Annotated in this window: 17 protein-coding genes; 11 read left to right on the top strand and 6 right to left on the bottom strand. The window is 71.4% G+C overall.

What is annotated here, in order from left to right; translation table 11 throughout:
- Nucleotides 1-24 precede the first annotated feature (24 nt).
- The 4 genes from ACZ4Z3_RS22165 to ACZ4Z3_RS22150 all read left to right on the top strand — a co-directional run bounded on the left by ACZ4Z3_RS22165 (nucleotide 25) and on the right by ACZ4Z3_RS22150 (nucleotide 2642).
- On the top strand, nucleotides 25-189 hold the full coding sequence (locus ACZ4Z3_RS22165) for a hypothetical protein (RefSeq protein WP_359702058.1): 165 nt from the start codon (nucleotides 25-27) through the stop codon (nucleotides 187-189).
- Between the two features lie 125 nt (nucleotides 190-314).
- Entirely contained in the window at nucleotides 315-902 is a 588-nt protein-coding gene (locus ACZ4Z3_RS22160; RefSeq protein WP_468502600.1) for a hypothetical protein, read from the top strand.
- 115 nt (nucleotides 903-1017) lie between these two features.
- Nucleotides 1018-1758 carry a SigE family RNA polymerase sigma factor gene (locus ACZ4Z3_RS22155; protein WP_468502599.1) on the top strand — a complete coding sequence of 247 codons (741 nt, stop codon included), beginning with the start codon at nucleotides 1018-1020 and terminating at the stop codon, nucleotides 1756-1758.
- Nucleotides 1755-2642 carry a hypothetical protein gene (locus tag ACZ4Z3_RS22150; RefSeq protein ID WP_468502598.1) on the top strand — a complete coding sequence of 296 codons (888 nt, stop codon included), beginning with the start codon at nucleotides 1755-1757 and terminating at the stop codon, nucleotides 2640-2642. Before ACZ4Z3_RS22155 ends, ACZ4Z3_RS22150 begins: the two co-directional genes overlap by 4 nt.
- A 28-nt stretch (nucleotides 2643-2670) precedes the next feature.
- On the opposite strand, the gene ACZ4Z3_RS22145 is transcribed toward ACZ4Z3_RS22150, so the two are convergent.
- Together ACZ4Z3_RS22145 and ACZ4Z3_RS22140 are read right to left on the bottom strand one after the other, a co-directional pair.
- The gene (locus ACZ4Z3_RS22145; RefSeq protein WP_468502749.1) at nucleotides 2671-4014 is read right to left on the bottom strand and encodes a tetratricopeptide repeat protein; all 1344 of its coding nucleotides are present in this window, start codon (nucleotides 4012-4014) and stop codon (nucleotides 2671-2673) included.
- A gap of 321 nt (nucleotides 4015-4335) precedes the next feature.
- The gene (locus tag ACZ4Z3_RS22140) at nucleotides 4336-4992 is read right to left on the bottom strand and encodes a Uma2 family endonuclease (protein ID WP_468502597.1); all 657 of its coding nucleotides are present in this window, start codon (nucleotides 4990-4992) and stop codon (nucleotides 4336-4338) included.
- 622 nt (nucleotides 4993-5614) lie between these two features.
- Between ACZ4Z3_RS22140 and ACZ4Z3_RS22135 the strand changes: the two genes are divergently transcribed.
- Nucleotides 5615-5899: a helix-turn-helix domain-containing protein gene (locus tag ACZ4Z3_RS22135; protein WP_468502748.1), complete on the top strand. Its 285-nt coding sequence runs from the start codon at nucleotides 5615-5617 to the stop codon at nucleotides 5897-5899.
- A gap of 60 nt (nucleotides 5900-5959) precedes the next feature.
- On the opposite strand, the gene ACZ4Z3_RS22130 is transcribed toward ACZ4Z3_RS22135, so the two are convergent.
- Nucleotides 5960-6727 (bottom strand): alpha/beta fold hydrolase, encoded by a 768-nt coding sequence (locus ACZ4Z3_RS22130; protein ID WP_468502596.1) that lies wholly within the window; start codon nucleotides 6725-6727, stop codon nucleotides 5960-5962.
- Nucleotides 6728-7444: 717 nt separating this feature from the next.
- Between ACZ4Z3_RS22130 and ACZ4Z3_RS22125 the strand changes: the two genes are divergently transcribed.
- Complete coding sequence (locus tag ACZ4Z3_RS22125) at nucleotides 7445-8509, top strand: SGNH/GDSL hydrolase family protein (RefSeq protein ID WP_468502595.1); 1065 nt, start codon at nucleotides 7445-7447, stop codon at nucleotides 8507-8509.
- A gap of 67 nt (nucleotides 8510-8576) precedes the next feature.
- On the opposite strand, the gene ACZ4Z3_RS22120 is transcribed toward ACZ4Z3_RS22125, so the two are convergent.
- Both ACZ4Z3_RS22120 and ACZ4Z3_RS22115 read right to left on the bottom strand, forming a co-directional pair.
- Complete coding sequence (locus tag ACZ4Z3_RS22120) at nucleotides 8577-8858, bottom strand: DUF397 domain-containing protein (protein WP_468502594.1); 282 nt, start codon at nucleotides 8856-8858, stop codon at nucleotides 8577-8579.
- Nucleotides 8818-9666 carry a helix-turn-helix domain-containing protein gene (locus tag ACZ4Z3_RS22115; protein WP_468502593.1) on the bottom strand — a complete coding sequence of 283 codons (849 nt, stop codon included), beginning with the start codon at nucleotides 9664-9666 and terminating at the stop codon, nucleotides 8818-8820. Before ACZ4Z3_RS22115 ends, ACZ4Z3_RS22120 begins: the two co-directional genes overlap by 41 nt.
- Nucleotides 9667-9832: 166 nt before the next feature.
- Here ACZ4Z3_RS22115 and ACZ4Z3_RS22110 point away from each other — a divergent pair, with 166 nt between their 5' ends.
- Nucleotides 9833-11800 (top strand): YncE family protein, encoded by a 1968-nt coding sequence (locus tag ACZ4Z3_RS22110; RefSeq protein ID WP_468502592.1) that lies wholly within the window; start codon nucleotides 9833-9835, stop codon nucleotides 11798-11800.
- Nucleotides 11801-11885: 85 nt separating this feature from the next.
- Here the strand turns inward: ACZ4Z3_RS22110 and ACZ4Z3_RS22105 are convergent, their stop codons facing one another.
- The gene (locus ACZ4Z3_RS22105) at nucleotides 11886-14693 is read right to left on the bottom strand and encodes an alpha/beta hydrolase family protein (RefSeq protein ID WP_468502591.1); all 2808 of its coding nucleotides are present in this window, start codon (nucleotides 14691-14693) and stop codon (nucleotides 11886-11888) included.
- 396 nt (nucleotides 14694-15089) lie between these two features.
- On the opposite strand from ACZ4Z3_RS22105, the gene ACZ4Z3_RS22100 reads away from it, so the two are divergent.
- From ACZ4Z3_RS22100 to ACZ4Z3_RS22085, 4 genes are all read left to right on the top strand, one after another.
- On the top strand, nucleotides 15090-17081 hold the full coding sequence (locus tag ACZ4Z3_RS22100; RefSeq protein ID WP_468502590.1) for a YncE family protein: 1992 nt from the start codon (nucleotides 15090-15092) through the stop codon (nucleotides 17079-17081).
- 33 nt (nucleotides 17082-17114) lie between these two features.
- Nucleotides 17115-19109 carry a YncE family protein gene (locus ACZ4Z3_RS22095; RefSeq protein WP_468502589.1) on the top strand — a complete coding sequence of 665 codons (1995 nt, stop codon included), beginning with the start codon at nucleotides 17115-17117 and terminating at the stop codon, nucleotides 19107-19109.
- Nucleotides 19110-19344: 235 nt separating this feature from the next.
- Nucleotides 19345-20061 carry a response regulator transcription factor gene (locus ACZ4Z3_RS22090; RefSeq protein ID WP_468502588.1) on the top strand — a complete coding sequence of 239 codons (717 nt, stop codon included), beginning with the start codon at nucleotides 19345-19347 and terminating at the stop codon, nucleotides 20059-20061.
- A 130-nt stretch (nucleotides 20062-20191) separates the two neighbouring features.
- On the top strand, nucleotides 20192-22183 hold the full coding sequence (locus ACZ4Z3_RS22085) for a sensor histidine kinase (protein WP_468502587.1): 1992 nt from the start codon (nucleotides 20192-20194) through the stop codon (nucleotides 22181-22183).
- Nucleotides 22184-22217: the final 34 nt, after the last annotated feature.

Below are 22217 nucleotides of genomic sequence, written 5' to 3'. Positions count from 1 at the left end.
CCAGGACTCATCACAGGGGGGCCCATGACCTCGGGAGCCGCACGGATCCGCCGACGTCTCGCCCGTACGCTCGCCGCCGGCGCGCTGGGCGCCTTGCTGCTCGCGGGCTGTTCGAGCAGCGGGGAGGGGGTGCGGGACGAAGGGCCGAGCCGGTTGCCCGCGGCCCTGGGCGTCGCGGCGCACCACTGAAGCACCGCCGGAAACCCGTTCGGAAATTTTTTCGTCCCGCGTGTCATCCGACCCGCGCGGCACCAGGGTTTACGGGGTGTCAGAACAACACAGCCGCAAGGCACATCTCTGGGGGTTGTCCGTTCATGTCCATGGCACGGATGCACAAGTACGTCACCGTCGCAGCGCTGACCACGCTGCTGGCGGGGGCGCCGACGCTGTCGTACGCCGTCTCGCGGGGGGAGACGGCGCACGGTACGTCGGTCGCGGCCGAGGCGGCCGCCGCCGCGCGGAAGGCGCCCACGCCGAAGATCGTCAAGCCCGGTGAGCACGTCGTGGCCGCGCCCGGCTTCGAGCTGTGGCTCACCGCGGAGGGCAAGCACTGGGTGGAGCCCGACCTGCCCGACTTCCCGCAGTTCCGCAGCGTCGTCGACGGCAACATCGACCTGAGCCGGCCCGGCGTCTCGCTGCAGGCGGGCGGCCACGAGGGCGTCTACTACCTCTCCGGGATCTACTACGGCGGCAAGGGCACCGCCTCGCGGGTCCTGGTGAGGACGAGCGAGGGCACGGTCCACGGCAAGCTGATCGAGCTGGCCGGGAAGCCGGGCTGGGGCGTCTGGTACGCCACCACCCCGCTGCCCGCCGACGACGACGGCGAGGAGTTCCTGCGCGGCGTCACCGTCTACGACACCAAGGGCCGGGTCTACTCCCAGCTCCGGATCCCGGGGGTCTGACCCGGCGCCCCGCCGGGGCCGCCGACACCCATGTGACCGTGCGGGCGCGGGACCTGACCACTCCCCGCCCGCACGGCGCGCTCCCCCACGTTCCCGACCCCGAGGACCGTCGTCCGTGCCGCACGAGACACCCGGATCGCCCGAGGACGGCGACTTCGCCGCGTACGCCACCGCCGCCTGGCCGCGTCTGGTGCGCACCGCGCACATGCTGACCGGTGACTTCCACGAGGCCGAGGATCTCGTGCAGACCACGCTGGCCAAGGTGTACGCCCGCTGGCGGCGCATCCCCCGCGACGACATCGACTTCTACGTACGGCGCTCCCTGGTCAACAACAACATCAGCCGGGTGCGCAAGAGACGCGTGGCCCATCTGCTGACCCCGTTCCTGCCCGAGCGGGTGCACGAGCGGCAGGCCGGGCACGCCGAGTCGGTGGCCCAACGGGCGGCGCTGGACCAGGCGTTGGCGGCGCTGTCGGCACGGCAGCGGTCCGTGCTGGTGCTGCGGTTCTGGGAGGATCTCAGCGAGACGGAGATCGCCCAGCTGCTCGGCTGCTCCCTCGGCACGGTCAAGACGCATGTCCGCCGCGGCCTGGCGGCACTGCGCGCCCACCCGGAGTTCACCACCGCGCCGGCCGAGGACGCCGAGGAGAGCGAGAGCGGCGGACACGCGCCCCGGACCACCGGAACCGCGGGGGGCGGCCGGTCGACCGCCGCCTCCGCCGCGGGCGGCGGCCGAAGCGCCGCCGCCCCCGCCGAAGGCGGCCGGTCCGCGGTCGCCCCCGTAGAGGGCGGCCGGGCCGTCGCCTCCCCGTTCCCCCCGTCACCCCGCTCGCCCGTCCCCGGAGCCCGCCCATGAATCACCCGACCGCCGGGACCGACGACCCGACCGGAGCCGGTGCCGAGGCCGGTGCCGGAGCCGACGGCGACGACGCCGCCGCCTCGGAGACCGGGCGGCGGCTGCGCGAGGTGTTCGCCGAGGCCGCGCACGACGTCGCCCCGCCGCCGGTGCCGTTGGAGGCCATCCGCCGCGACGGCCGCCGACGGCTGCTGCGCCGCCGGGCCGCCGCGCTGAGCACCGGCTGCGGCCTGCTGCTGCTCCCGCTCCTCGTGCTGGCCTTCCGCCCCGACGGCCCCGCGGAGTCCGTCCGGCCGATGGCGCCGCCGGCGTCGGCCCCCGCCGCGACCCGGTCCTCACCGGCCCCGTCCTCGGCCACCCCGTCCTCGGCCACCCCGTCCTCGGCCACCCCGCCCTCGGCCACCCCGTCCGAGCCGCCCGCCGGGAAGGTACGGGTCCTGGCACCGGGTGAGCGGGTGACCGCCGAGGACGGCTCGGAGTTCTGGCTCACGCGGGAGGGCAAGCACTGGGTCACCCCGGAACCGGAGCCGGGTGTGACGCCGATGGAGGAGTTCCGCAGCGTCCTCGACGGCAACCTCGACACCTCCGAGCCCGGTATCTCCCTGCAGGGCTCCGGCACGGCCGCCGGCGGCTACCTCGTCTCGGGCCTCTTCTACGGAGTCCGCACCGCCGCCGCCCGCGTCGAGATCAGGGCCTACGACGGCACCGCGATCAACGGCACGGTCCTGCGGCTGCGGGGCAACACCAGCTGGGGCGTCTGGTACGGCCTGGTGAAGGTGCCGGAGGAGACGGCCCGCTCCCTGGACTTCGAGGACCCGGTGCACAAGGTCACCGTCTACGACGCCGACGACGAGGTGATCGCGGAGATGGATTTCGGGAGCTGAGCGGACCGGCGCGGGCGCCCCGGCCCCATTACAGAGGAGGCTGCGCGGGGGCGGGGCCGAGGGTGGTGGTGCCGGGGGCCGTGCGGTGCCCGAGGCCGGTGCGGTAGGCGTCGAGGGCGGCCTCGACCCGGCCGGTACGACGCAGGAGGTCGCCGAGCAGCCGGCACAGGTCAGCGAGGTCGCCCGCCGCTCCGGCCCGCTCCAGCAGGCTCAGGGCGCGCACGTAGTGCTCCTCGGCGGCCTCCGTGTCACGGGTGTCCTCGGCGATGATGCCGAGGAGACGGTGGGCGGCGGCGGAGTGCAGGGCGCCGCGTTCGTAGTGGAGGTCGGCGAGGACTTCCTGGAGCAGTTCGGCGGCCTCGTCGGACTTGCCGCGGCGGTGCAGGACGTCGGCGAGTTCGACGGCGACCTGGCTGGTGTAGAGGGTGGCGCGCTTGTCGGTGAGCATGCGGCGGGCCTCGCGCAGCTCGGCCTCGGCGCGGTCGTAGTCGCCGTTCTGGGCGTGGAGGTAGCCACGCATCCAGTGGCAGTTGGCCAGCTCGGTGCGGATCTGGAGCTGCCGGTACAGCTCGGAGGCCTTGGCGAGCGAGGCGTCGGCCTCGGCGACGCGCCCCTCGGCGATCATCGTGCGGGCGACGGACCGGTGCATCCGGGCGACGAGGGCCGGGTCGCCGGACCGCGGGGCGAGAGCGAGGGCCAGCTCGGCGGCCTGGGCGGCGCGGGCGTGGGCGCCCATGTCCATGTAGGGGGCGATGACGCCGGTGTAGAGGAGGAGCAGGGCGTCGGGGTCGTGCAGGCCGTTGCGGTTGAGCTCGTCGAGGGTGGACTCGAAGAGGTAGCAGGAGTAGCGGAGTTCACCGGCGAGGTAGTGGGCGACGGCCCGGCCGCGCAGGGCGGGGACGCGGGCGGGCAGCGGGGCGTCGCCGAGCCGCTGCTCGGCCTGTTCGAAGCGGAGCCGGGCGGTCTCCAGGTCGCCGGTCTCCAGGGCGCATTCGCCGAGGCCCAGCAGGGAGTCGGCCTGTTCCGCGAGGAGACCGTGTTCGTCGGCCTCGGCGAGCACGGACTCGAAGTCCTCGGCGGCGGCCTCGGTGGCGCCGGTGGCGAGGGTGCGCTGCGCGCCGGTGAGCCGCAGCCGCAGGGCGGTGGCGAAGCCGGCGGGCCGTCCGGTGGCCAGTTCCTCGTATCCGATGCCGAGCCGCTCGGCGATATGCCGCAGGGCGGGTTCCGAGGCGCGGACGCGCCCGGACTCCAGGGTGGAGATGTACGCGGGGGTGTACGCGGGCTCCGCCAACTGCCGTTGTGTGAGGCCGCGTTCCGTCCGCAGTTGCTGCACTCTGCGCCCTATGACCTCGGGGTCGTCACGCTCGGCCATACCTGCCATGACGTAAGCATGCCAGTAAGCCCGCTTACGCCGGCCGCTTTATCTCAACTGGGCACCGGTCTCTTGCCGTTGGTAGGCCAAAGCCTTACCTTGAGCGACGCACTGTACGCGTTCGACCACGCGTTCAGCCCCTCGACTCCCCCGCCGTTCGCCGCAGCCGCTGCGAGGTCGCCGTGTTCCGAGAACTCCTCACCCGCCACACCCGCCCCCTGGTCGCCGCGCTGCTGGCGGTGGCGGCCCTGATGGCCCTGGCCGGCGCCGTCCCGCGCTGAGCCGGAGGGGGTACGGGGCCGAAGGGCGCCCTCAGGCCCCTCAGAACTCCGCCGTGTCCAGCTCGAACCCGAGGGGCGCGGGGAGGGACACGGTCAGCCCGAGCTTGCACCGGGAGCTCTTGGCGTACTCGTTCGCCGAGGGCTCGGAGTGGACGACCGCCTCGCCGGTCTCCCGGTCGATCAGCAGGTAGAGAGGGCTCCCGGCACGGGCGTAGCCATGGATCTTCTTCTCCCGGTCGCGCTCGGCGGTGCTGTCGGAGGTGACCTCGGCGACGAGGAGGACCGGGGAGGGGTCGTGCCACTCCTCCTTGTCGCTGAAACTGCCCTTCGGGGCGATGACCAGGTCGGGGACGAGGTGACCGGTACTGGAGGCGCCGGGCACGGCGAGGCCGATGCCGGTGTAGTTGCGCAGGGACCGGTCACCCCGCCGCTCGGTGACCTGGTCAGCAAGTTCGGACACGATCTCCTCGTGCTCCCCGTTCGCCGGAGGCGTCACGCAGATCTCTCCTTCGATCAGCTCCACGCGCCAGCCCTTGGGAGCCGTCGCACTGAAGAGCTCGAAGACCTGCTCGACGCTCGCGCCCGTGTAGTCGGGCACACCGCTGTCCGCGTCGCTGTCGCCGTCAGGGTCGTCGTACGGACCGTAGATGGCCTCGCCCTGGTACCCCGGCATGATGATCGGCTCCGCCGTCGCCATGACAGACCTCCTTCGCTCAGCGCGCGCTCGCAGCGTAGACCGGAAGCGCACACGGGGAACCCGGAGCCATTCGCTCGAACGAGTGTGCCGTCACCGCTCGGCACCCAGCAGCCCACCTCGGACACACGTACGACAGAAATCCACACCGATCATCCGCGAGAAAATCTATAGCGGCCGCAGTAGACATTGCCCGGTGGGCGAGCTACCGTTTTTCCTGTAACCCGGAAGTCGAAAAGGGCACGGCAGACATGAACTGCCGTGCACGCAGGTCCAGCAGTACCGCGTCATCCAGGAAGTACGACCGCATCATCGAAGGTAAGGAGCAGACGCCATCAGGATCCGCCCGGGCGAGGAAGACGTCCGCCCGGGACGCCGCAGACCCCGGATTGGAAGGTGGTCCCCGGTCACGCATTCGCGATCCCCGCAGCCCCGTCCCTCCGGACGGACCCTGCGGATACAGAAGGCCGGCGCAGCGCGCCGGTAGATGGTGTTAGAAGCTCGGGGCTCGGGTGCCGTACGGCACCCGAGCCCCCCGACGTGTCCGCGAAAGAAGAGGTCTGTGCCCGCTGCCCGTTCCCGTCTCACCGACAATCTCGACGACGACGACTACCCCGCGTACACCATGGGCCGGGCCGCCGAGATGCTCGGCACCACGCCCGCCTTCCTCCGCGCCCTCGGCGAACACCGCCTGATCACCCCGCTGCGCTCCGAAGGCGGTCACCGCCGCTACTCCCGCTACCAGCTGCGCATCGCCGCCCGGGCCCGTGAACTCGTCGACCAGGGCACCCCCATCGAGGCCGCCTGCCGCATCGTCATCCTCGAGGACCAGCTGGAAGAGGCCCTGCGCATCAACGAGGAGCTGCGCGCGCAGGGCGGCGGCACGTCCCGGCCGAGGTCCACGGCCTGACTGGGAGCGGGACGGCCGAGGTCCACGGCCTGGCCGGGGGCGGGCCCGTCAGCCGGCCCGTCAGTCGGCCAGCGCGGCCGCGGTCGCCCGTACGAACGCCTCCGGGTTGTCGAGCATGACGTTGTGGCCGCAGTCCGGAACGGGGACGACGCTCACGCCGGACGCGGTGAGGGCGTCGGCGCCGGGCAGCGGGCCGTCCGCCTCGGGGTGGAGACAGGTACAGGGGATCTTCAGGTCGAGGAGCAGCTCCCGCATGGTGGGGCGCGTGCCGCGGGCGAGCCGGACGGCGCTGCGGTACAGCGCCTCCCGCCCGGCCAGCCGCATCGTCGCCCACCACTCGGCTCCGGCCAGCTCGGCGAACTCGGCCCAGCCGCCGGCCAGGAACTCCTCCTCGGAGTACGACGCGATGCCGTTGCTCCCGGCGACGCCGCGGGCGGGCGTGAGCGGATCGAGGTTGGAGTCGATCATCACCAGCTTCGACACGAGTTCCGGGTGCCGGTACGCCAGCACGATCCCCACGGAGCCGCCCATGCCGTGCGCGACGAGTTCGGCGCCGGCGACCCCCGCGACGGTCAGCGCTCGGGCGAGCGCGTCGGCGTGCGCCTCCAGGGAGTAGTCGAAGTCCGTCGGCCGGTCACTGATCCCGTGCCCCAGCATGTCGACGAGCAGCGACCGCCGCCCGGCGAGCGCCGGATGCGTGGCCACGGCCGTGAAGTACGGCCCCGAAGCGGCCCCCAGCCCGTGCACATACACCCGACAGGGCTCGTCCCCCTCCCACTCCACCCACCGGACCCGATCCCCGGCCTTGGTCACCACGGCACCACGCACGTGTTTCCCCCTTCACTTGGACAGAGGAGAACCTGCCGCCGACCGCCTCGAGTACGGCGGCCGCGGCGGCCCCTTCACCGAGTCCCCGGAGGGTCCTTGCGGAGTCTCTTCCCCAGGTTCTCCGGTGCGGCTTTCTGTTTACTGTTAATTCGCCGCCAGTAGGGGTGAGTTGAAGTCCGTCCCGCATTCTGTCGATCGACTTTATTCGACCCGTCGAACATGTCGGCCTCGCTTTAGTCGACATGTCGAACAAGAGGCCAACCGCCGCGCGTAAAATCTTCGTCGAGCCCGGAGCGGCCAGCTCCTGTGCAGGTGGTGGGCTGATCGCGGGGCTGTCGCCGCCCGTTGATCACTCAGCGAATGGCTACCGACGGGTCCGGTCACCAATTCCCTTCCAGGCGAGTCTTTCTGATGATTACACGTGTCGTGGCGACCATCGCTTTGTCGGACCCCTATACCGAATTCGCCCGGAGCGCTGCTAGATTGACGCCGCGTCTCCGAGGTGCGGTCAAACAGGCATACAGCCCGTGGAGACGACCCCCCTACACCTTCACAAGAAGGCCACATTCGGGTGCCCGAAAACCGTAGCGGCTGCGTTCCGCTGCTTTCAGGCGAGCTTCCCTCCGCTCCTCGGGTATTCACCCCCCCATCACTAGAAAGCGCACGCAAGTGAAGAGATCCCTTCAGCGTTTCGGCCCCCCTCTCGCCGTCGCCGCCATGACGATCGCGCTGGGCACGCCCGGTCTCGCCGCCGCCGACGAGGCGAGCGACAGCCAGGGCGCCACGTACTACATCTCGCTCGGCGACTCCCTGGCCTCGGGGTACCAGCCGGACGTGGACAAGGACACCGACTCCTCCTACACCGACCAGCTGTACGCGCAGCTCAAGCAGCGCACCCCCGGCCTGAAGCACATACGCCTCGGCTGCACCGCCGAGACCACCGATTCCCTGATCAGCGGCGGGAAGTGCGACTACCCGAACGCCAAGTCCCAGCTGGACGCCGCGCTGAAGGCCATGGCCCAGCACCGCGGCAAGGTCGCCTACGTGACCCTCAGCGTCGGCGCCAACGACATCCTCCTCAACTGCGTCAGCCCGGTCGGCGCCCTCGACGGCGCGTGCCTGAACAGCCGCAGCCAGAGCATGGCGAAGAACCTCGCCCAGATCGCGGGCGCGCTCCGCCAGGCCGGCGGGAAGAAGACCCAGTTCGTGGGCGCGACGTACCACAACCCGTTCCTGGCGGCCTGGGCGCAGGGCCCGGCGGGCCAGCAGGCCGCCAAGGAGTCGGCGCCCCTGATCAAGGCCGCCAACACGGGGATCACCCAGGTCTACAAGTCCACCGGCTTCAAGGTGGCGGACGTGGCCACGGCCTTCTCCTCGGACGACTTCACCACCCAGGTGAACGTTCCCGGCGTGGGCGAGGTCCCGGCGAACGTGGCCAAGATCTGCACGCTGACCTGGGCGTGCAAGATGAAGGACCCGCACCCCAATGCCGAGGGCCACAAGGTGATCGCGGGAGCGTTCGCGGGTGTGCTCGCCAAGAGCGACGCGCCCGGTCCCGGCGCGTCCCCGACCCCCACCGCGCCGGCCACGCCCGGAACCGGCACGGACGGCGACTCGGACAAGGACAAGGGGGCGAACGACCCGAAGACGAACGGAGGTCTCGCCGAGACCGGCGGGTCCAGCAGCACGCCGCTGATCGCGGGTGCGGGCGCCACGGTCGTGGCGATCGGTGCGGCCGGCGTCTACTTCGCGCGCCGGCGCCGCACGGGCGAGGGCAGCTGACGAGCAGCGGGCCGCTCGCAATGACGCGAGCGGCCCGCTCCCCGTTCGGCCTCAGCCACGTCTGTGGCTACGGCTGTTGGCCGCCGGACGACACGTGGTCCAGGAACACGGAGAAGGCCGCGGCAGAGAGGGTGAGGATGCCGCCAGCGGGGTTCTTGGAGTCGCGGATGGCTATGTGGGGGGCCAGGGGGGCCACTTCGACGCATTCACCGCCGTTGGTGCCGCTGTGGGAGGACTTGATCCACTGGGCGGTGCCGAGAGGGGCGCATTCGACGCACTGGCCGCCGGTGTCGCCGCTGTACGAGGACTTACGCCACTGCGCCGTCGACAGCTTCTGGCTGGTGCCCATACCGCTCCTCCATCACGCGTGCGATCAGTGCCGCAGAGTCCTTCAGGGAGAGTGCAGCAGCCCTCAAGTGATCGTAACGGAGCTGCCCCTCCTTGAAAGCGCGCGAGTCGGCCGTCATGTGCCCTTGAATGAAGTCCTCCGTATAAACGAGGTCCGGGTCGTCCTCGAAGCGCAGCAGGTTGAACGACCCTAGTTGTCCGGGGTGTTGGCCAGCACGGAACGGCAGCACCTGGAGCTGTGTCCAGCCGTCTTCGGTGAAGCGCGTCAAGTGCGCGAGCTGGTCACGCATGACCTGACGAGTGCCGACCTCTTGGTGCAACACCGCCTCGCTCAGCACCACCCACAGCAAGGGGGGCTCTTCCCGGGCCAGGATCCGCTGTCGTTCAAGCCGGGCCGCGACCTTGGCATCGAGGTCCCCTTGGTTCCGCACTCCCAGAACGGCTCGGGCATATCCCTCGGTCTGGAGCAGTCCATCCACCAACTGAGCCTGGTAGGACGCGATGTACGTCGCCTTGGCCTCCAACTCGGCGTACTGCTGGAACCACGTCGGCAACTGGCTGCGCAGCACCAGCCCCACCAACCGCGAGAAGAACCCGTCCGTCATGAGCGCCGCATCCACCCGCTCGGCGAACTCACGTTGAGGAACCCGATGTGCCGTCTCGATCTGCCCGATGAGTGAACCCGTGCAGAAGAGGGCCTTTCCCAGATCCCCCTGCGTCAGGCCCGCCTCCTCTCTGCGGCGGCGCAGCTCTGAGCCGAAGTAGTCCAACGGCGAGGCACTGGGGTCCAGTCGGCGTACGTTCGACATGCACCGAGCGTAACCACGCGAGCACGGACGCGTGGTCGAAACGGGAAGGACCCCCGTGACGCTTCTGTCAGAGGCGTGACCTAGTCTTCGCTCACTTGCCCGCGAGTCGAACAGACATACGCGGCACTCTCTCGCTTTTCGTTCCGGGGGGTTCGAAAACGTGCGTATGCGCACTCTTCCGGCTGCCACCGCGCTGGCAGTCCTCTTCAGCTCGGCCGCGCTCGCGGTCGGCACGGCCGCCCCGGCGGCGGCCGACAGCACCATGGTCCTTCCGGTCGCGTCGAGCGCGGACATCGCGGTGGACGGCGTCCACCAGCGGGTCTTCATCAGCGACCCGCACAGCGGCAAGATCGTCGTCACCGACTTCCACGGCATCGTCGTCAAGCAGCTGACGAACCTGCCCGGCGTCCAGGGCCTGGAGCTGTCCGCGGACTCCGGCACCCTGTACGCGGCGGTGCGGGACGCGGACGCCGTCGTGGCCGTCGACACGGCGACGAACACCGAGTCCGCCCGCTACACCGTGGGCGACGCCCCGGTGAGTCTCGCGCTGGCCGGCGGCAAGCTCTGGTTCGGCTACGGCGCGGCCGGCAGCGGCGACCTGGGCTCGCTGGACCTGTCCGGCGAGGAGCCCGTGGTCGCGCTCGACCAGGACACCACGCACCTCTGGTACTACGCACCGATCCTGGACGCGGCGCCCGGCGCCGGCGCCCTGGTCGCCGGCGAGCCCGGCGGCAACAAGCTCGCCGTGTACGACGTCTCGTCGAGCGGCGCGAGCCGCACGGCGGCCGTGGACACCGGCGGTTCGAACATGGGCGACCTCGCGGTCACCCCGGACGGGCAGCGCGTCATCGTGGCCAGCGGCGCCCCGTACCACCACCAGGTGTTCAAGACCTCCGACCTGACGGCGGACGGCACCTACGCCAGCGACACCTACCCGAACTCGGTCGCCGTGGCGCCCGACGGGACCGTGGCGGCCGGTATCGACGGCATCTACGAGCCGGACGTCTACGTCTACAAGCCCGGCTCCACCACCTCGGTCCGCGAGTACGACTTCCCGAACACCGGTGGCAGCAGCGGCGGTGACGAGCTGCCCGACTCGGGCCTGGCCTGGGCACCGGACGCGTCCCGTCTGTTCGCGGTGACCTACAACGACGAGGGCGTGTACTCGCTGCGCGTGTTGGAGGCGCCCACCAAGGCCACCACCGCCATCAGCGTGAACGCGCCCGCCACGGCCACCCGCGCCAAGCAGCTCACCGTCACGGGCAAGGTCACCTCGAAGGCGGCGCTCCCGGCGGGGGTGAAGCTGACGGTGACCCGCACCGACCTGGAGAACACGTCGGGCAAGGCCCTCGCGGACGTGACGGTCGCGGCCGACGGCACGTACTCCTTCTCCGACACGCCGTCCGTCGGCGGCAAGGTGAAGTACACGGTGCGCTACGCGGGCGACGCCGACCACGCACCGGGCTCCGCCTCGGACACCGTCGAGGTCTCGCGCGCCACGCCCACGCTGACGCTGAACAAGAACCGCAACACCTACGCGTACGGCGCGGACGTCACGTTCACCGCGCACCTCGGGACCACGTACAAGAACCGCAAGCTGGAGATCTGGGCCGACCCGTACGGCTCCGACAAGCCGAACAAGCTGGTCAAGTCGGGGACCGTGAACTCCTCGGGGAACCTGTCGGTCACCCTGGACCTGACCCGTGACACCAAGGTGTCCGTGAAGTTCGCGGGCGACGCCCGCTACAAGCCGAGGACGGTCACCAACACCGTCTACACCAAGGTCAGGATCTCGTCCTCGATCGGCGGCTACTACAAGACGCAGTCGGCGTGGGGCCATAAGTACCACTACATCCGCAAGTCCAAGGACCCCGTCCTGAAGACGACGATGACGTACTACCCGGGCCGCAAGCAGCGCCTCCAGCTCCAGGCCTACTACCAGGGCGCCTGGCGGGACGCGGGCTCGGAGTACTTCGAGCTCGGCACGTCCGGCGGGTCCGACATCACCCTGACGGGCACCCCCACCACGAACATCCGCTTCCGTTTCCGCTCCGAGTACCACGACACGACCTCCGGCGACAACGTCAACACCACGACGTACGGCGCCTGGAAGTACTTCATCTTCACCAGCTGACGCCGATCGGCCTGCCGGCCGGGTGCGGCGAGGGGGCATGGACCGTCACCCGGTCCATGCCCCCTCCGTGTTCCCGACGCCTGTCCTACGAGGCGTCCACGACCGTCCCCGCCGACTCCAGGCCAGGCAGCGGTTCGCCGTCCCAGCCGGTCAGCGCCAGGCGCAGCGACTCGGCCGGCTCGGTCACCCGGTCCTTCACCGTCGGGACGGTGAAGTCGGCGGTGGTGCGCCCCGCCGGGACGTTGACGATGATCCACAGGCCCGCCTGCGACAGCGGGCGTTCCGGGCCGGGCCGCACGTCCATGTCGGCCAGCCACCGCGGGTCCACGTCCTTGGTGGACAGCTCGACGCCCTCGGTGACCGGCAGCAGCTGGACCACCTGGCGGACGTCGACCTCGGACGGCGCCGAGAACGTCACCCTCCAGGTCAGCTTCCTGCCCTCGGTCACCCGGCCGGCGACCGCCTTCAGCCCCACCACGGGCACCGCGTCGTCGTCCTCCACGAGGACACCGCCCGCGTACGAGCCGACGACCGCGCCGCGCACGGCCTTGGCGAGAAGGAAGTGCCGCTCGCCGTCACCGAAGCGGGTGTCGCCCTTGACCACGACCGGCACGTCGATGGGGCTCACCCCGGGCCGTACGGTGACCGTCCTGTCCACGGTGCGTCCGGTGTCCCGGTCCAGGACGGAGAAGCGGACCTTGCCGCTGCCGTGCCCGGAGACCGTGACCGGGACGCGGTACGTGCGGGTGCCGGAGTCGCCCTCCTTGACCCTGAGCCGGCCGATGTCGACGCGCGGGAGGGCGGCGGCGGTGACGGCCGGGGTGCCCGGCGCCCAGCCCCAGGCGTCCATCATCCAGGCCTGCCCGGAGCGCGAACGCGGGGTAAGAGTGAGGGACTTGACGTGCTTGAGGTCGAATCCGCCGCGGCCGGCCGCGGTCAGCGGTACCCGTGTCTCGCGCGCCCAGTAGGAGGCGGTGCGCTCGGTGCCGGGCAGCCCGTCGACCTTCACCCGGCCGAGTTTCGCCCGGCGTCCGGCGGAGTCGGTGACGGACACGTCCAGCTTGGTGCCGGAGGTGTTCGGCGGCACGATCACCCGCAGCGCCAGGTGCGTGGCGCCGGACAGGGACACCGGCTTGTCCGGGGTGACCTTCGTCGCCCTGCCCGCCGCCGACCACTTCAGCGCGACGGCGCCGCGGCCGGCCTCCTTCGACGTCTGCCACCAGGCGAAGTGCGGGGACGTCCCCTTGACCTTCCTGCTCAGGCAGGCCTTGGTGGCGGACGGGTCGACCGCGGCGCACAGTCGGCCGCCGGTCACCTTCACGCCGTTGTCGGGCAGGAACCCACCGGTGCGGCGGGCGCCGACGGCGTGGGTGAGCACCCTGGCCGGGTCGGCGGACGGGGCGCGCCGGTTCGAGCCGTCGAGCAGCGGGCGTACCCGGTCGTCGCCCGCCACGAACAGCCGGGCCGCGGCGGCCGTGTAGGTGGCGCCGGCCTTCTGCTGCTGGCCGGCGGTGAGCCGGGTGCGGCTGCGCGGGGAGCACACCTTGTCCCGGTCGTGGCTGTCCGGGTCCTCCCAGAAGTCGTCGTCGGCGGGCGCCTCGGCCTGGCCGGGTGTCCACTCGCTGTTGAAGAAGTTGTGGTTGGCGCCGACGACGTAGACGGCGCTGTGCAGGGCGCTGCCCTTGCTGACGCCGCGTGTGCCGTCCACGTACACCTCGCCCTGGAGGTCGGCGACGTCGCCGTCGCAGCCGGGCAGGAGGGTCACGGACGGGACGTCGGCGACGGGGTTGTGGCCGAAGATCGTGGGCCCGATGAGCACGGTGCCGCGGATCTTCCAGCTGACGGGACCGCGGTAGCCGTCCTGGTCGGCGGGCGCCGGGTAGAGGCTGTCCATCGCGGCCCGGTTGACGCCCTCGCCGCCGCGTGAGTGGCCGACGAGCAGGACACGGGAGAGGTCGGTCTCGGGCGCGTCGCGCACCACGGCCGGGGCGTCGCCCCGGTGGGCGGTCCAGTCGGCCCACTTGGCGAGGTGCTGGCGCACCAGCGAGGAACGGGCCTGCGCGCCGCCGTCCTCGACCTCCCCGTCCTGGCCGTTGATGCCGTTCGCCGAGATCGACACCGTCATGTAGCCCTGGGAGGCGAGCAGCTTCTGGTCGCGCAGATAGCCCTTGTAGCTGGGGATCGCCTTCTGGCCTGCCGGGCAGGGCCAGTCGCCGCTCACGTCGTCGCCGTCGCCGCCCGGCTTGTAGCAGGTGCCGTGCCGGCCGTGCAGGAACAGCGCGAGCGGCCGCTCGCCGGTGGCGCCCTTCGGGGCGACGACGACGGCCTGCATCTCGACCGGCTCGGCGAAGCCGGGCAGCTTCACCGGGGGGAGGTCGTACTCGCCGGAGACCGTGCCGTACGGGCCCGGCTTGCCGGGGTCGACGGCGTTCGCCGGGGGCTGGGCGGCCGGAAGCCGCCCGGCGTCGGGCGCGGCGCTCCCCCCACCGGAGCCGCCGCTGTCACCGGAGCCGTCGCCTCCCGGACCGTCGGCCTTCGCGTCCAGCCGGCGCCCGGCCGCGAGCACCCGGAGGTCCTCCAGTGGGGCGTCCTGGTCGAGGGCCAGCCGGAACGTACGCCCGTCGGCCGCCGCCCTCGGTACGCCGAGCAGCCGGTCTCCGGCGTGGAACTCGACGCGGGCGTCGCCCATGGGCACGGTCCGCTCGGACCGCCAGACCAGCTCCCGTTCCGCCCCTTCACCGGTGACACGCCACCCCGGCGGCAGCCCGCCGTCCGATGCCGTCACCGATGCCGCGGCCACCGACGGCGGTTGGGCCTGTGCCGACCCGGGTGCTCCCGCCAGTGCCGCGAGCACGACCACGGCGGCGACACCTGTTCGCCGGGCATGGTTCAAGGGTCCCTCCCCACGCTTCGAACGCGGGCGCCCCACCCGTACCGGAAGCGCCTCACGCCCCGAAGGAGGCGAAACGGAATCCGCAGGTTGCCTGCGCGCCCGAACCGGCTTGCGAATGAAGGGACATGGGCCGGTGAACGCCTACGGAGCGTCCGGACGGTGTCTTGAAACGCGCCCCCGGGACCCTGTGCACGACCGGCCTGGACCGATGGCCGCGAGGGCGGAAAGCAGCAGTTCATGACGGCACCGAGAGCGAAGACGGACTCCGTCGCGTCCTCTGCGGACCCCCTCCGAAGCCCCGTCCAGTGGCTTGATCTAGTCTTCGCTCCATGTGTCCGTGTACCGTCCAGCTACACGGGACGCTCTCTCGTTCCGCGTTCCGGGGGGTTCGAACACGTGCGCATACGCCTTCTTCCCGCTGCCACCGCGCTGACCGTCCTCGTCGGTTCGGCCACGCTCACGGTGGGGGCCGCCTCTCCCGCGGCGGCCGTCGCCGAGCTACCGGTCACGTCGGTCGGTGACGTCGTGGTGGACGCCGTTCATCAGCGGGTCTTCGTCAGCAACCCGCTCGGCGGCCAGATAGTGGCCACCGACTACGCGGGCAGGACGGTGAAGACCATGCCCTCGCTGCCCGGTGTCAGAGGTCTGGAACTGTCCCCCGACTCGGGCACGCTGTACGCGGCGGTGCCCGGCGCCGACGCGATCGTCGCCGTCAGCACGGCGACCCTGACCGAGGTCAAGCGCTATCCGACGGGCGGGGGCACCGACCCGCAGTACCCGGCGTGGGCCGGCGGCAAGCTGTGGTTCGGCTACGGCACCGCCGATCAGGGCGACATCGGCTCGCTCGATCCGTCCGGCGCTTCCCCGGTGGTCACACTGAACCAGGACCCGGACCACCCCTGGTCCGCGGCACCGGTCCTGGCGACCCACCCGGGCGCACCCCACACACTGGTGGCGGGCGTCAAGGACGTCAGCCCGCCCTCCTTGGCGGTCTACGACGTGTCCTCGGGCACGGCCACCCGCACGGCGAGCGGCCCGAACGCCGTCGACCCCGTCGGCGGCAACCTGCGGGACCTCGCGCTCGGCGCCGACGGCTCCCAGATCGTCACGGCCGGCGAGTCCCCGTCCCACCACCAGGCGTTCAGGACGTCGGACCTGGCCCCCGACGGCATCTACCCGAGCACCTACTGGCCGACGGCCGTCGAGATCGCACCCGACGGCACGATCGCGGCAGGCGTCGACAACAGGAGCGCCCCGGTCGTCTACCTCTACGAACCCCACGCGACCACACCTGTCCGCACGCACACCTTCACCGACGTCAACGGCTTCGGGAACGGCCGGGTCGTGCCCGGCGGGCTGGCCTGGACGCCCGACGAGTCCCGCCTGTTCGTGATCACGACGGACGAGGACGGCTCCTTCACCTTGCGCGTGCTGACCGACCCCACCAGGACGGCCACAACCGTCTCCGTCGACGCGCCGCCCACGGCCACCCGTGCCAAGGAACTGTCGGTCACCGGCAAGGTGAGCTCGGACCTCGCGTTCCCCGCCGGGAGCACCGTCGCGGTGACCCGCACCGACCTGGAGTCCCCGTCGGGCAAGGCCCTCGCGGACGTACCGGTCACGGCCGACGGCACGTACTCCTTCAAGGACACCCCGCCGGCCGGCGGCACCGTGAAGTACATCGTCTCCTACGCGGGCGACGCCGACCACACGACGAGTTCCGCCTCCGACACCGTCGAGGTCTCCCGCGCCACCCCCACGCTGACGCTCAACAAGAACGGCAACGTGTACGCCTACGGCACGGACGTCACGTTCACCGCGCACCTCGGCACGACGTACAAGAACCGCACCGTCGAGATCTGGGCCGACCCCTACGGCTCCGACAAGCCCGACAAGCTGGTGAAGTCGGGGACGGTGAACTCCTCGGGGAACCTGTCGGTCACCCTCGACCTCACCCGTGACACCAAGCTCACCGCCAAGTTCGCCGGCGACGCCCGCTACAAGCCGGTGACGGTGACGAGCCGCGTCTACACCAAGGTGCGGATCTCGACCTCGATCAGCGGTCACTACAAGACCCAGTCGGCGTGGAACCACACCTACCACTACATCCGCCAGTCCAAGGACCCCGTCCTGAGGACGACGATGACGTACCACCCGGGCCGCAAGCAGCGTCTCAAGCTCCAGGCGTACTACCAGGGCGCCTGGCGGGACGCGGGCTCGGAGTACTTCTCGCTCGGCGCCTCCGGCGTCTCCGAGGTCACGCTCACCGGCACCCCGAGTACGAACGTCCGCTTCCGTTTCCGCTCCGAGTACCACGACACGACGTCCGGCGACAACGTCAACACCACGACGTACGGCGCCTGGAAGTACTTCATCTTCACCGGCTGAGGGCACCGCCCCACACGAGAGCAAGGCATCACCGTGCGCAGACGCACCCTTCCGACGGCCACCGCGTTGGCCGTCCTCTTCAGTTCGGCCGCGCTCGCGGTCACCGGGGCGACGCCCGCCCTCGCCGACACCAGCACTCCGCTGCCGGTGCAGTCGGCCGGGGACGTCGTCGTCGACGGGGGCCACCAGCGGGTCTTCGTCTCCGATCCGGTCGGCGGCAAGGTCGTCGCCACCGACTACGCGGGCAACGTCGTCGGCACCGTGGCCTCGCTGCCCGGTGCCAAGGGTCTGGAGCTGTCCCCCGACTCGGGCACGCTGTACGCGGCAGTGCCGGGGGACGACTCCGTCGTGGCCATCGACACCGCGACGGTCACCGAGGCGAAGCGGTACCCCACGGGCGAGGGCACCGATCCGCAGTACCCGGCGTGGGCCGGCGGCAAGCTGTGGTTCGGCTACGGCGCCGCCGCCCAGGGCAACATCGGCTCGCTGGACGTGTCCGGCTCCGACCCCGTGGTCACCCTCAAGCAGGCCGGCGGCTGGTACACGGCCCCCATGATGGCCTCCACGCCCGGTGCCCCGAACACCCTGGCGGCCGGCGTCGAGGGCGTGAGCCCGGCCACCGTGGCCGTCTACGACGTGTCGTCGGGGACGGCGACGAAGACGGCGACCGGCCCCAACACCAACGACTACGTGGCGAGCAACCTGCGCGACCTCGCCCTCACCCCGGACGGCTCCCACCTCGTGGTGGCCAGCGGCGCCCCGTACTACCAGCAGGTGTACAGGACGTCCGACCTGACGCCGGACGGCAAGTACCCGACCGACGCGTACCCGAACGCCGTCGACATCGCCCCCGACGGCACGGTCGCCGCGGGCATCGACGGCATGTACGAGCCGGACGTGTGGGTCTACGAGCCGGGCACCACCAGCGCCGAGCACGTCTACGACTTCACGGACACCGCCGACGGCACCGGCGCGGGCACCCTCGTACCCGGCGGCCTCGCCTTCGCGCCCGACGAGTCGCACCTGTTCGCGGTGGTCGCCACCAGCTCCGGCGGCTACGCGCTGCGCGACCTCGACGACACCGTCCCGGCGCCCACGACCCTCTCGGTGAACGCGCCCGCGACGGCCACCCGCGCCAAGGAGCTGACGGTCACCGGCAAGCTGACCTCGGACACGGCCTTCGCCCCGGGGACGACGCTCACCGTCACCCGCACCGACCTGGAGTCCCCGGCGGGCAAGGCGCTCGCCCCGGTCACGGTCGCCGCGGACGGCACGTACGCCTTCAAGGACACCCCGCCGGCCGGCGGCTCCGTCACGTACACCGTCTCCTACGCGGGCGACACCAAGCACACCGCCGCGAGCGCCTCCGACACCGTCGAGGTCTCCCGCGCCACGTCCACGCTGACGCTCAACAAGAACGGCGACGTGTACGCGTACGGCGCGGACGTCTCCTTCACGGCGCACCTCGGGACCACGTACAAGAACCGCACGGTCGAGATCTGGGCCGACCCGTACGGCTCCGACAAGCCGAACAAGCTGGTCAAGTCGGGGACCGTGAACTCCTCGGGGAACCTGTCGGTCACCCTCGACCTGACCCGTGACACCAAGCTCACGGCGAAGTTCGCGGGCGACGCCCGCTACAAGCCGGTGACCGCCACGAGCCGCGTCTACACCAAGGTCAGTGTGTCGACGACCCCGAGCCGTCACTACAAGACGAACTACGCCTGGAGCCACACCTACTACTACTTCCGCAAGTCCGTGGACCCGCTGTTCACGACGCGGATGACCTATTACCCGGGCCGCAAGTACCGGGTCGAGATACAGGGGTACTACGAGGGCGCCTGGCACACCACGGGCAAGGAGTACTTCGCCCTGGAATCGGGCGGCGTGGGCGCGGTCGAACTGACCGGAACCCCGAGCACGGGCGTCCGTTTCCGGATCCGTTCCGCGTATATCGACACGTCCTCCGGCGACAATGTCAACACCACGACGTACGGCAGCTGGAAGTACTTCATCTTCACCAGCTGACGTCCCGTCGGCCCCTGATCACCACACGAGCGCGTCCGGTTCAACTCCGGGCGCGCTCGCGGTCGTTGGGGACGGATGAGGGTGCGGCAGGGTTCCCGTGACCAGTGTGAGGAACGAGTCATTCCGAATCATTCCGAAAGCGCTCTGCCTTACCTGCCGGTACGTGTGAGGATACGCGGACCCTGCCGAAAACTTGAGATCTCAATCTGAGGTCACGGTCGCAAAGGAACAGGACATGACCGCCCCTGTGCCCTCTGTTGTCTCTTCGGACACGGGCCGCCTTCTCGTCGTGGACGACGAGGAGGGGATCCGTTCCATGCTCACCATGGCCCTGGAGTTCCTCGGCTACCAGGTGATCCCCGCGGCCACCGGGCGCCACGCGCTCCAGGCCGTCACGCGCCACGACCCCGATCTGATCCTCCTCGACGTCAATCTGCCCGACCTCGGCGGCTTCGAGGTCTGCCGGACGCTGCGCGAACGCGGCAACGCGGTACCGGTGCTCTTCCTCACCGGCCTCGGCGGCGTCGACGACCGGGTGCGCGGCCTCGACATGGGCGGCGACGACTTCGTCACGAAACCCTTCGAACTGAAGGAGGTCGCGGCACGGGTGCGCGCGCTGCTCCGCCGCGCGGGCGGCGCCCCGCCCGCTCCCGACCGCAACCGGCTGCGCGCCGGGGAGGTCCAGCTCGACGCGGACGCCCACCAGGTGTGGGCCGCCGGCCGCCCCGTCGACCTCACCACCACCGAGTTCGCGCTCCTGCGCTACCTCATGGAGAACCCCGGCCGCGTCCTGTCCCGCGGGCAGATCCAGGAACGCGTCTGGAACCACCGCGACGAGGGCTCCGGCGTCGTCGACACCTACATCTACTATCTGCGCCGCAAACTGGGCGAACCGGGCCAGTCACTGATACGCACGGTCCGGGGGGTGGGCTACCAGCTGTGCACCAACTGAGCGAACGCCGGAACGCCGCGCTGGGTTGCGGGGGCCGTGGGGGCTGTAGGGGCAGGGGGGGCCATAGGGGCAGTGGGGGTGGCGGAGCTGTCGGGAGCGGGGCGCGACAAATCCGGCGAGGAGCGGGCGGATGAGCGGCTTCACCGGGCTGGGCGAGACGATCAAGGCCGCCGGACTGCTCGCGACGACGACTCCGTGCGAGCCCCAGCCCCGCGCGAACCGCGCCGCGTCGGAGCATCCCCTGCGTTCCGCCCGTGCGGGCGGCCGCATCGTCGCCTTCTGGCTGATCGCCACCCTGGCCACCCTCGGCACCCTCGGTGCCCTCTCCGCGCACACCCTCGCCCATCATCTGACCACCCGTACCGACCGCGAGATAGAGCGGTTCAACCGGCTCGCCTTCCCGCCGTCGGGCGCGCCCAGAGCGTCGACGGCGGGGTGGGCATCGGGGGCGTCGAGGTCGGCGGCGGGATCGGCGCAGGACACGGCGTCGGCACCGGCGCCGGGCTCGGCACCGGGGGCTCCGGCTGCTCCAGGGGCTTCGGAGGCTCCCGCGGCGGCTCCGGGATCCGCGTGTCCCTTCGGGGCGGCGTCCGGGTCCGGGCCGGAGGGGGAGACCGGGTCCGGGACGGGGGCCGGGTGCGGGACGGAGACCGGAAGCACGTCGGGAGCGGGCTCAGGGACAGGGGCGAAGTCCAAGGCGGAGGCCGAGTCCCACGCGGGCACGGGGTCCGGTACGGGGACCGCGGCCGGGGGTGACCCCAAGTCCGAGCCTGACCCCGAATCCGCGGCTGACCGCGAATCCGGGCCTGACGGCGCCGAGTCCGGGGCCGCAGCCGGTGTCACGTCCGTGTCCTCGTCCGCCCCCTCGCCCTCGCCCTCGCCCTCGGTGTCGGACCGGACCCCGGCACGGTCGTCCACGGCGAACCGGCCCAACTCGGCCCCGGACCCGGACCCGGTCCCGGACCCGGCCATCAGCTCCCGGTCGGACTCGGTCGGTCCGGCCGCCCGGGAACCGGCCGCCCGGGAACCGGCCGCCCGGGAACCGGCCGCGCGCCGGGCGGTCGAGCGGCCCGCCTCGCTCACCCCGCCCCTCCTCGACGAGAGCACCCTCGTCCTCGTCCTCGACGCGCACGGCAAGGTCGTGGAGCGCTACCCCGGCTCCGCGGGCCTGCCCGCCTTCCCCTCCCTCACCCCCGGCCGCCTCAAGGCGTACGCGGCGCGGACCGGCCCCTCCGGGTTCGGTGAGGCCTACCGCGCCCAGGTGGTCCGCGTCCCCCCGGCCGGCCGTACCCACGAGGGCAGCTACGTGGTCACCGCCCGCTCGACGGTCGAGGATCGCCGCGCCGTCGAACGCCTCCTCCAGGTCGAGACCACCGCCGCCGTCCCGCTGCTCGCCACCGTCCTGTTCGGCGCGCGCCGCCTCGGCCGCCGGGAGAGGCGGGAACAGCAGGAGGCGGAACGCCGGCTGCGCGAGTTCATGGCCGCCGCCGGCCACGAGCTGCGCAACCCGCTGACCACGATCTCCGGCTATGCCGAACTCGCCCGCGTCGGCGACCCCGCCTTCGAACCCATGCGGCAGGAGGCGCTCGGCCGGATCGCCACCGAGGTCGGCCGGATGAGCACCCTCATCGACGAACTCGTCCTGCTCACCCGCCTCGACCTGGGCCAACCCCTGCAACTGACGTGCGTGGACCTCGCCCAGCTCTGCCGCGACGCCGCCTCCGCCGCTCGGGACTGCCACCCCGACCACCCCGTACGGCTGCTCCTCGCGCCCGGCGACCACACCGTCACCGGTGACCCGCTCCGGCTGCACCAGCTCGTCGCCAACCTGCTGAACAACGCCCGCGTCCACACCCCGCCCGGCACCACCACCACGCTGGGCCTCGGCACGGAGGACGGCTATCGCGTCATCGAGGTCATGGACGACGGCCCCGGCATCCCGCAGGAACTCCGCGCACGCCTCTTCGAGCCCTTCGTCCGCGGCGAGGCCACCAAGGCACCGGGCAGCGGACTCGGCCTCAGCATCGTCACCGCGATCGCGACGGCCCACGGCGGCACGGTCCTCCTCGAACCCTCCGGCGACGGCGCGTGGTTCAGGGTGAGGCTCCCAGCACCCCTGTGATGCGGAGACGGTGTGAACAGTTGGCAAGGGGAGG

This window comes from Streptomyces sp. NPDC030296 (genome assembly GCF_055572815.1).
Note: the sequence above shows the minus strand (reverse complement) of the source record. Positions and strands in the feature narration are given on the sequence as shown.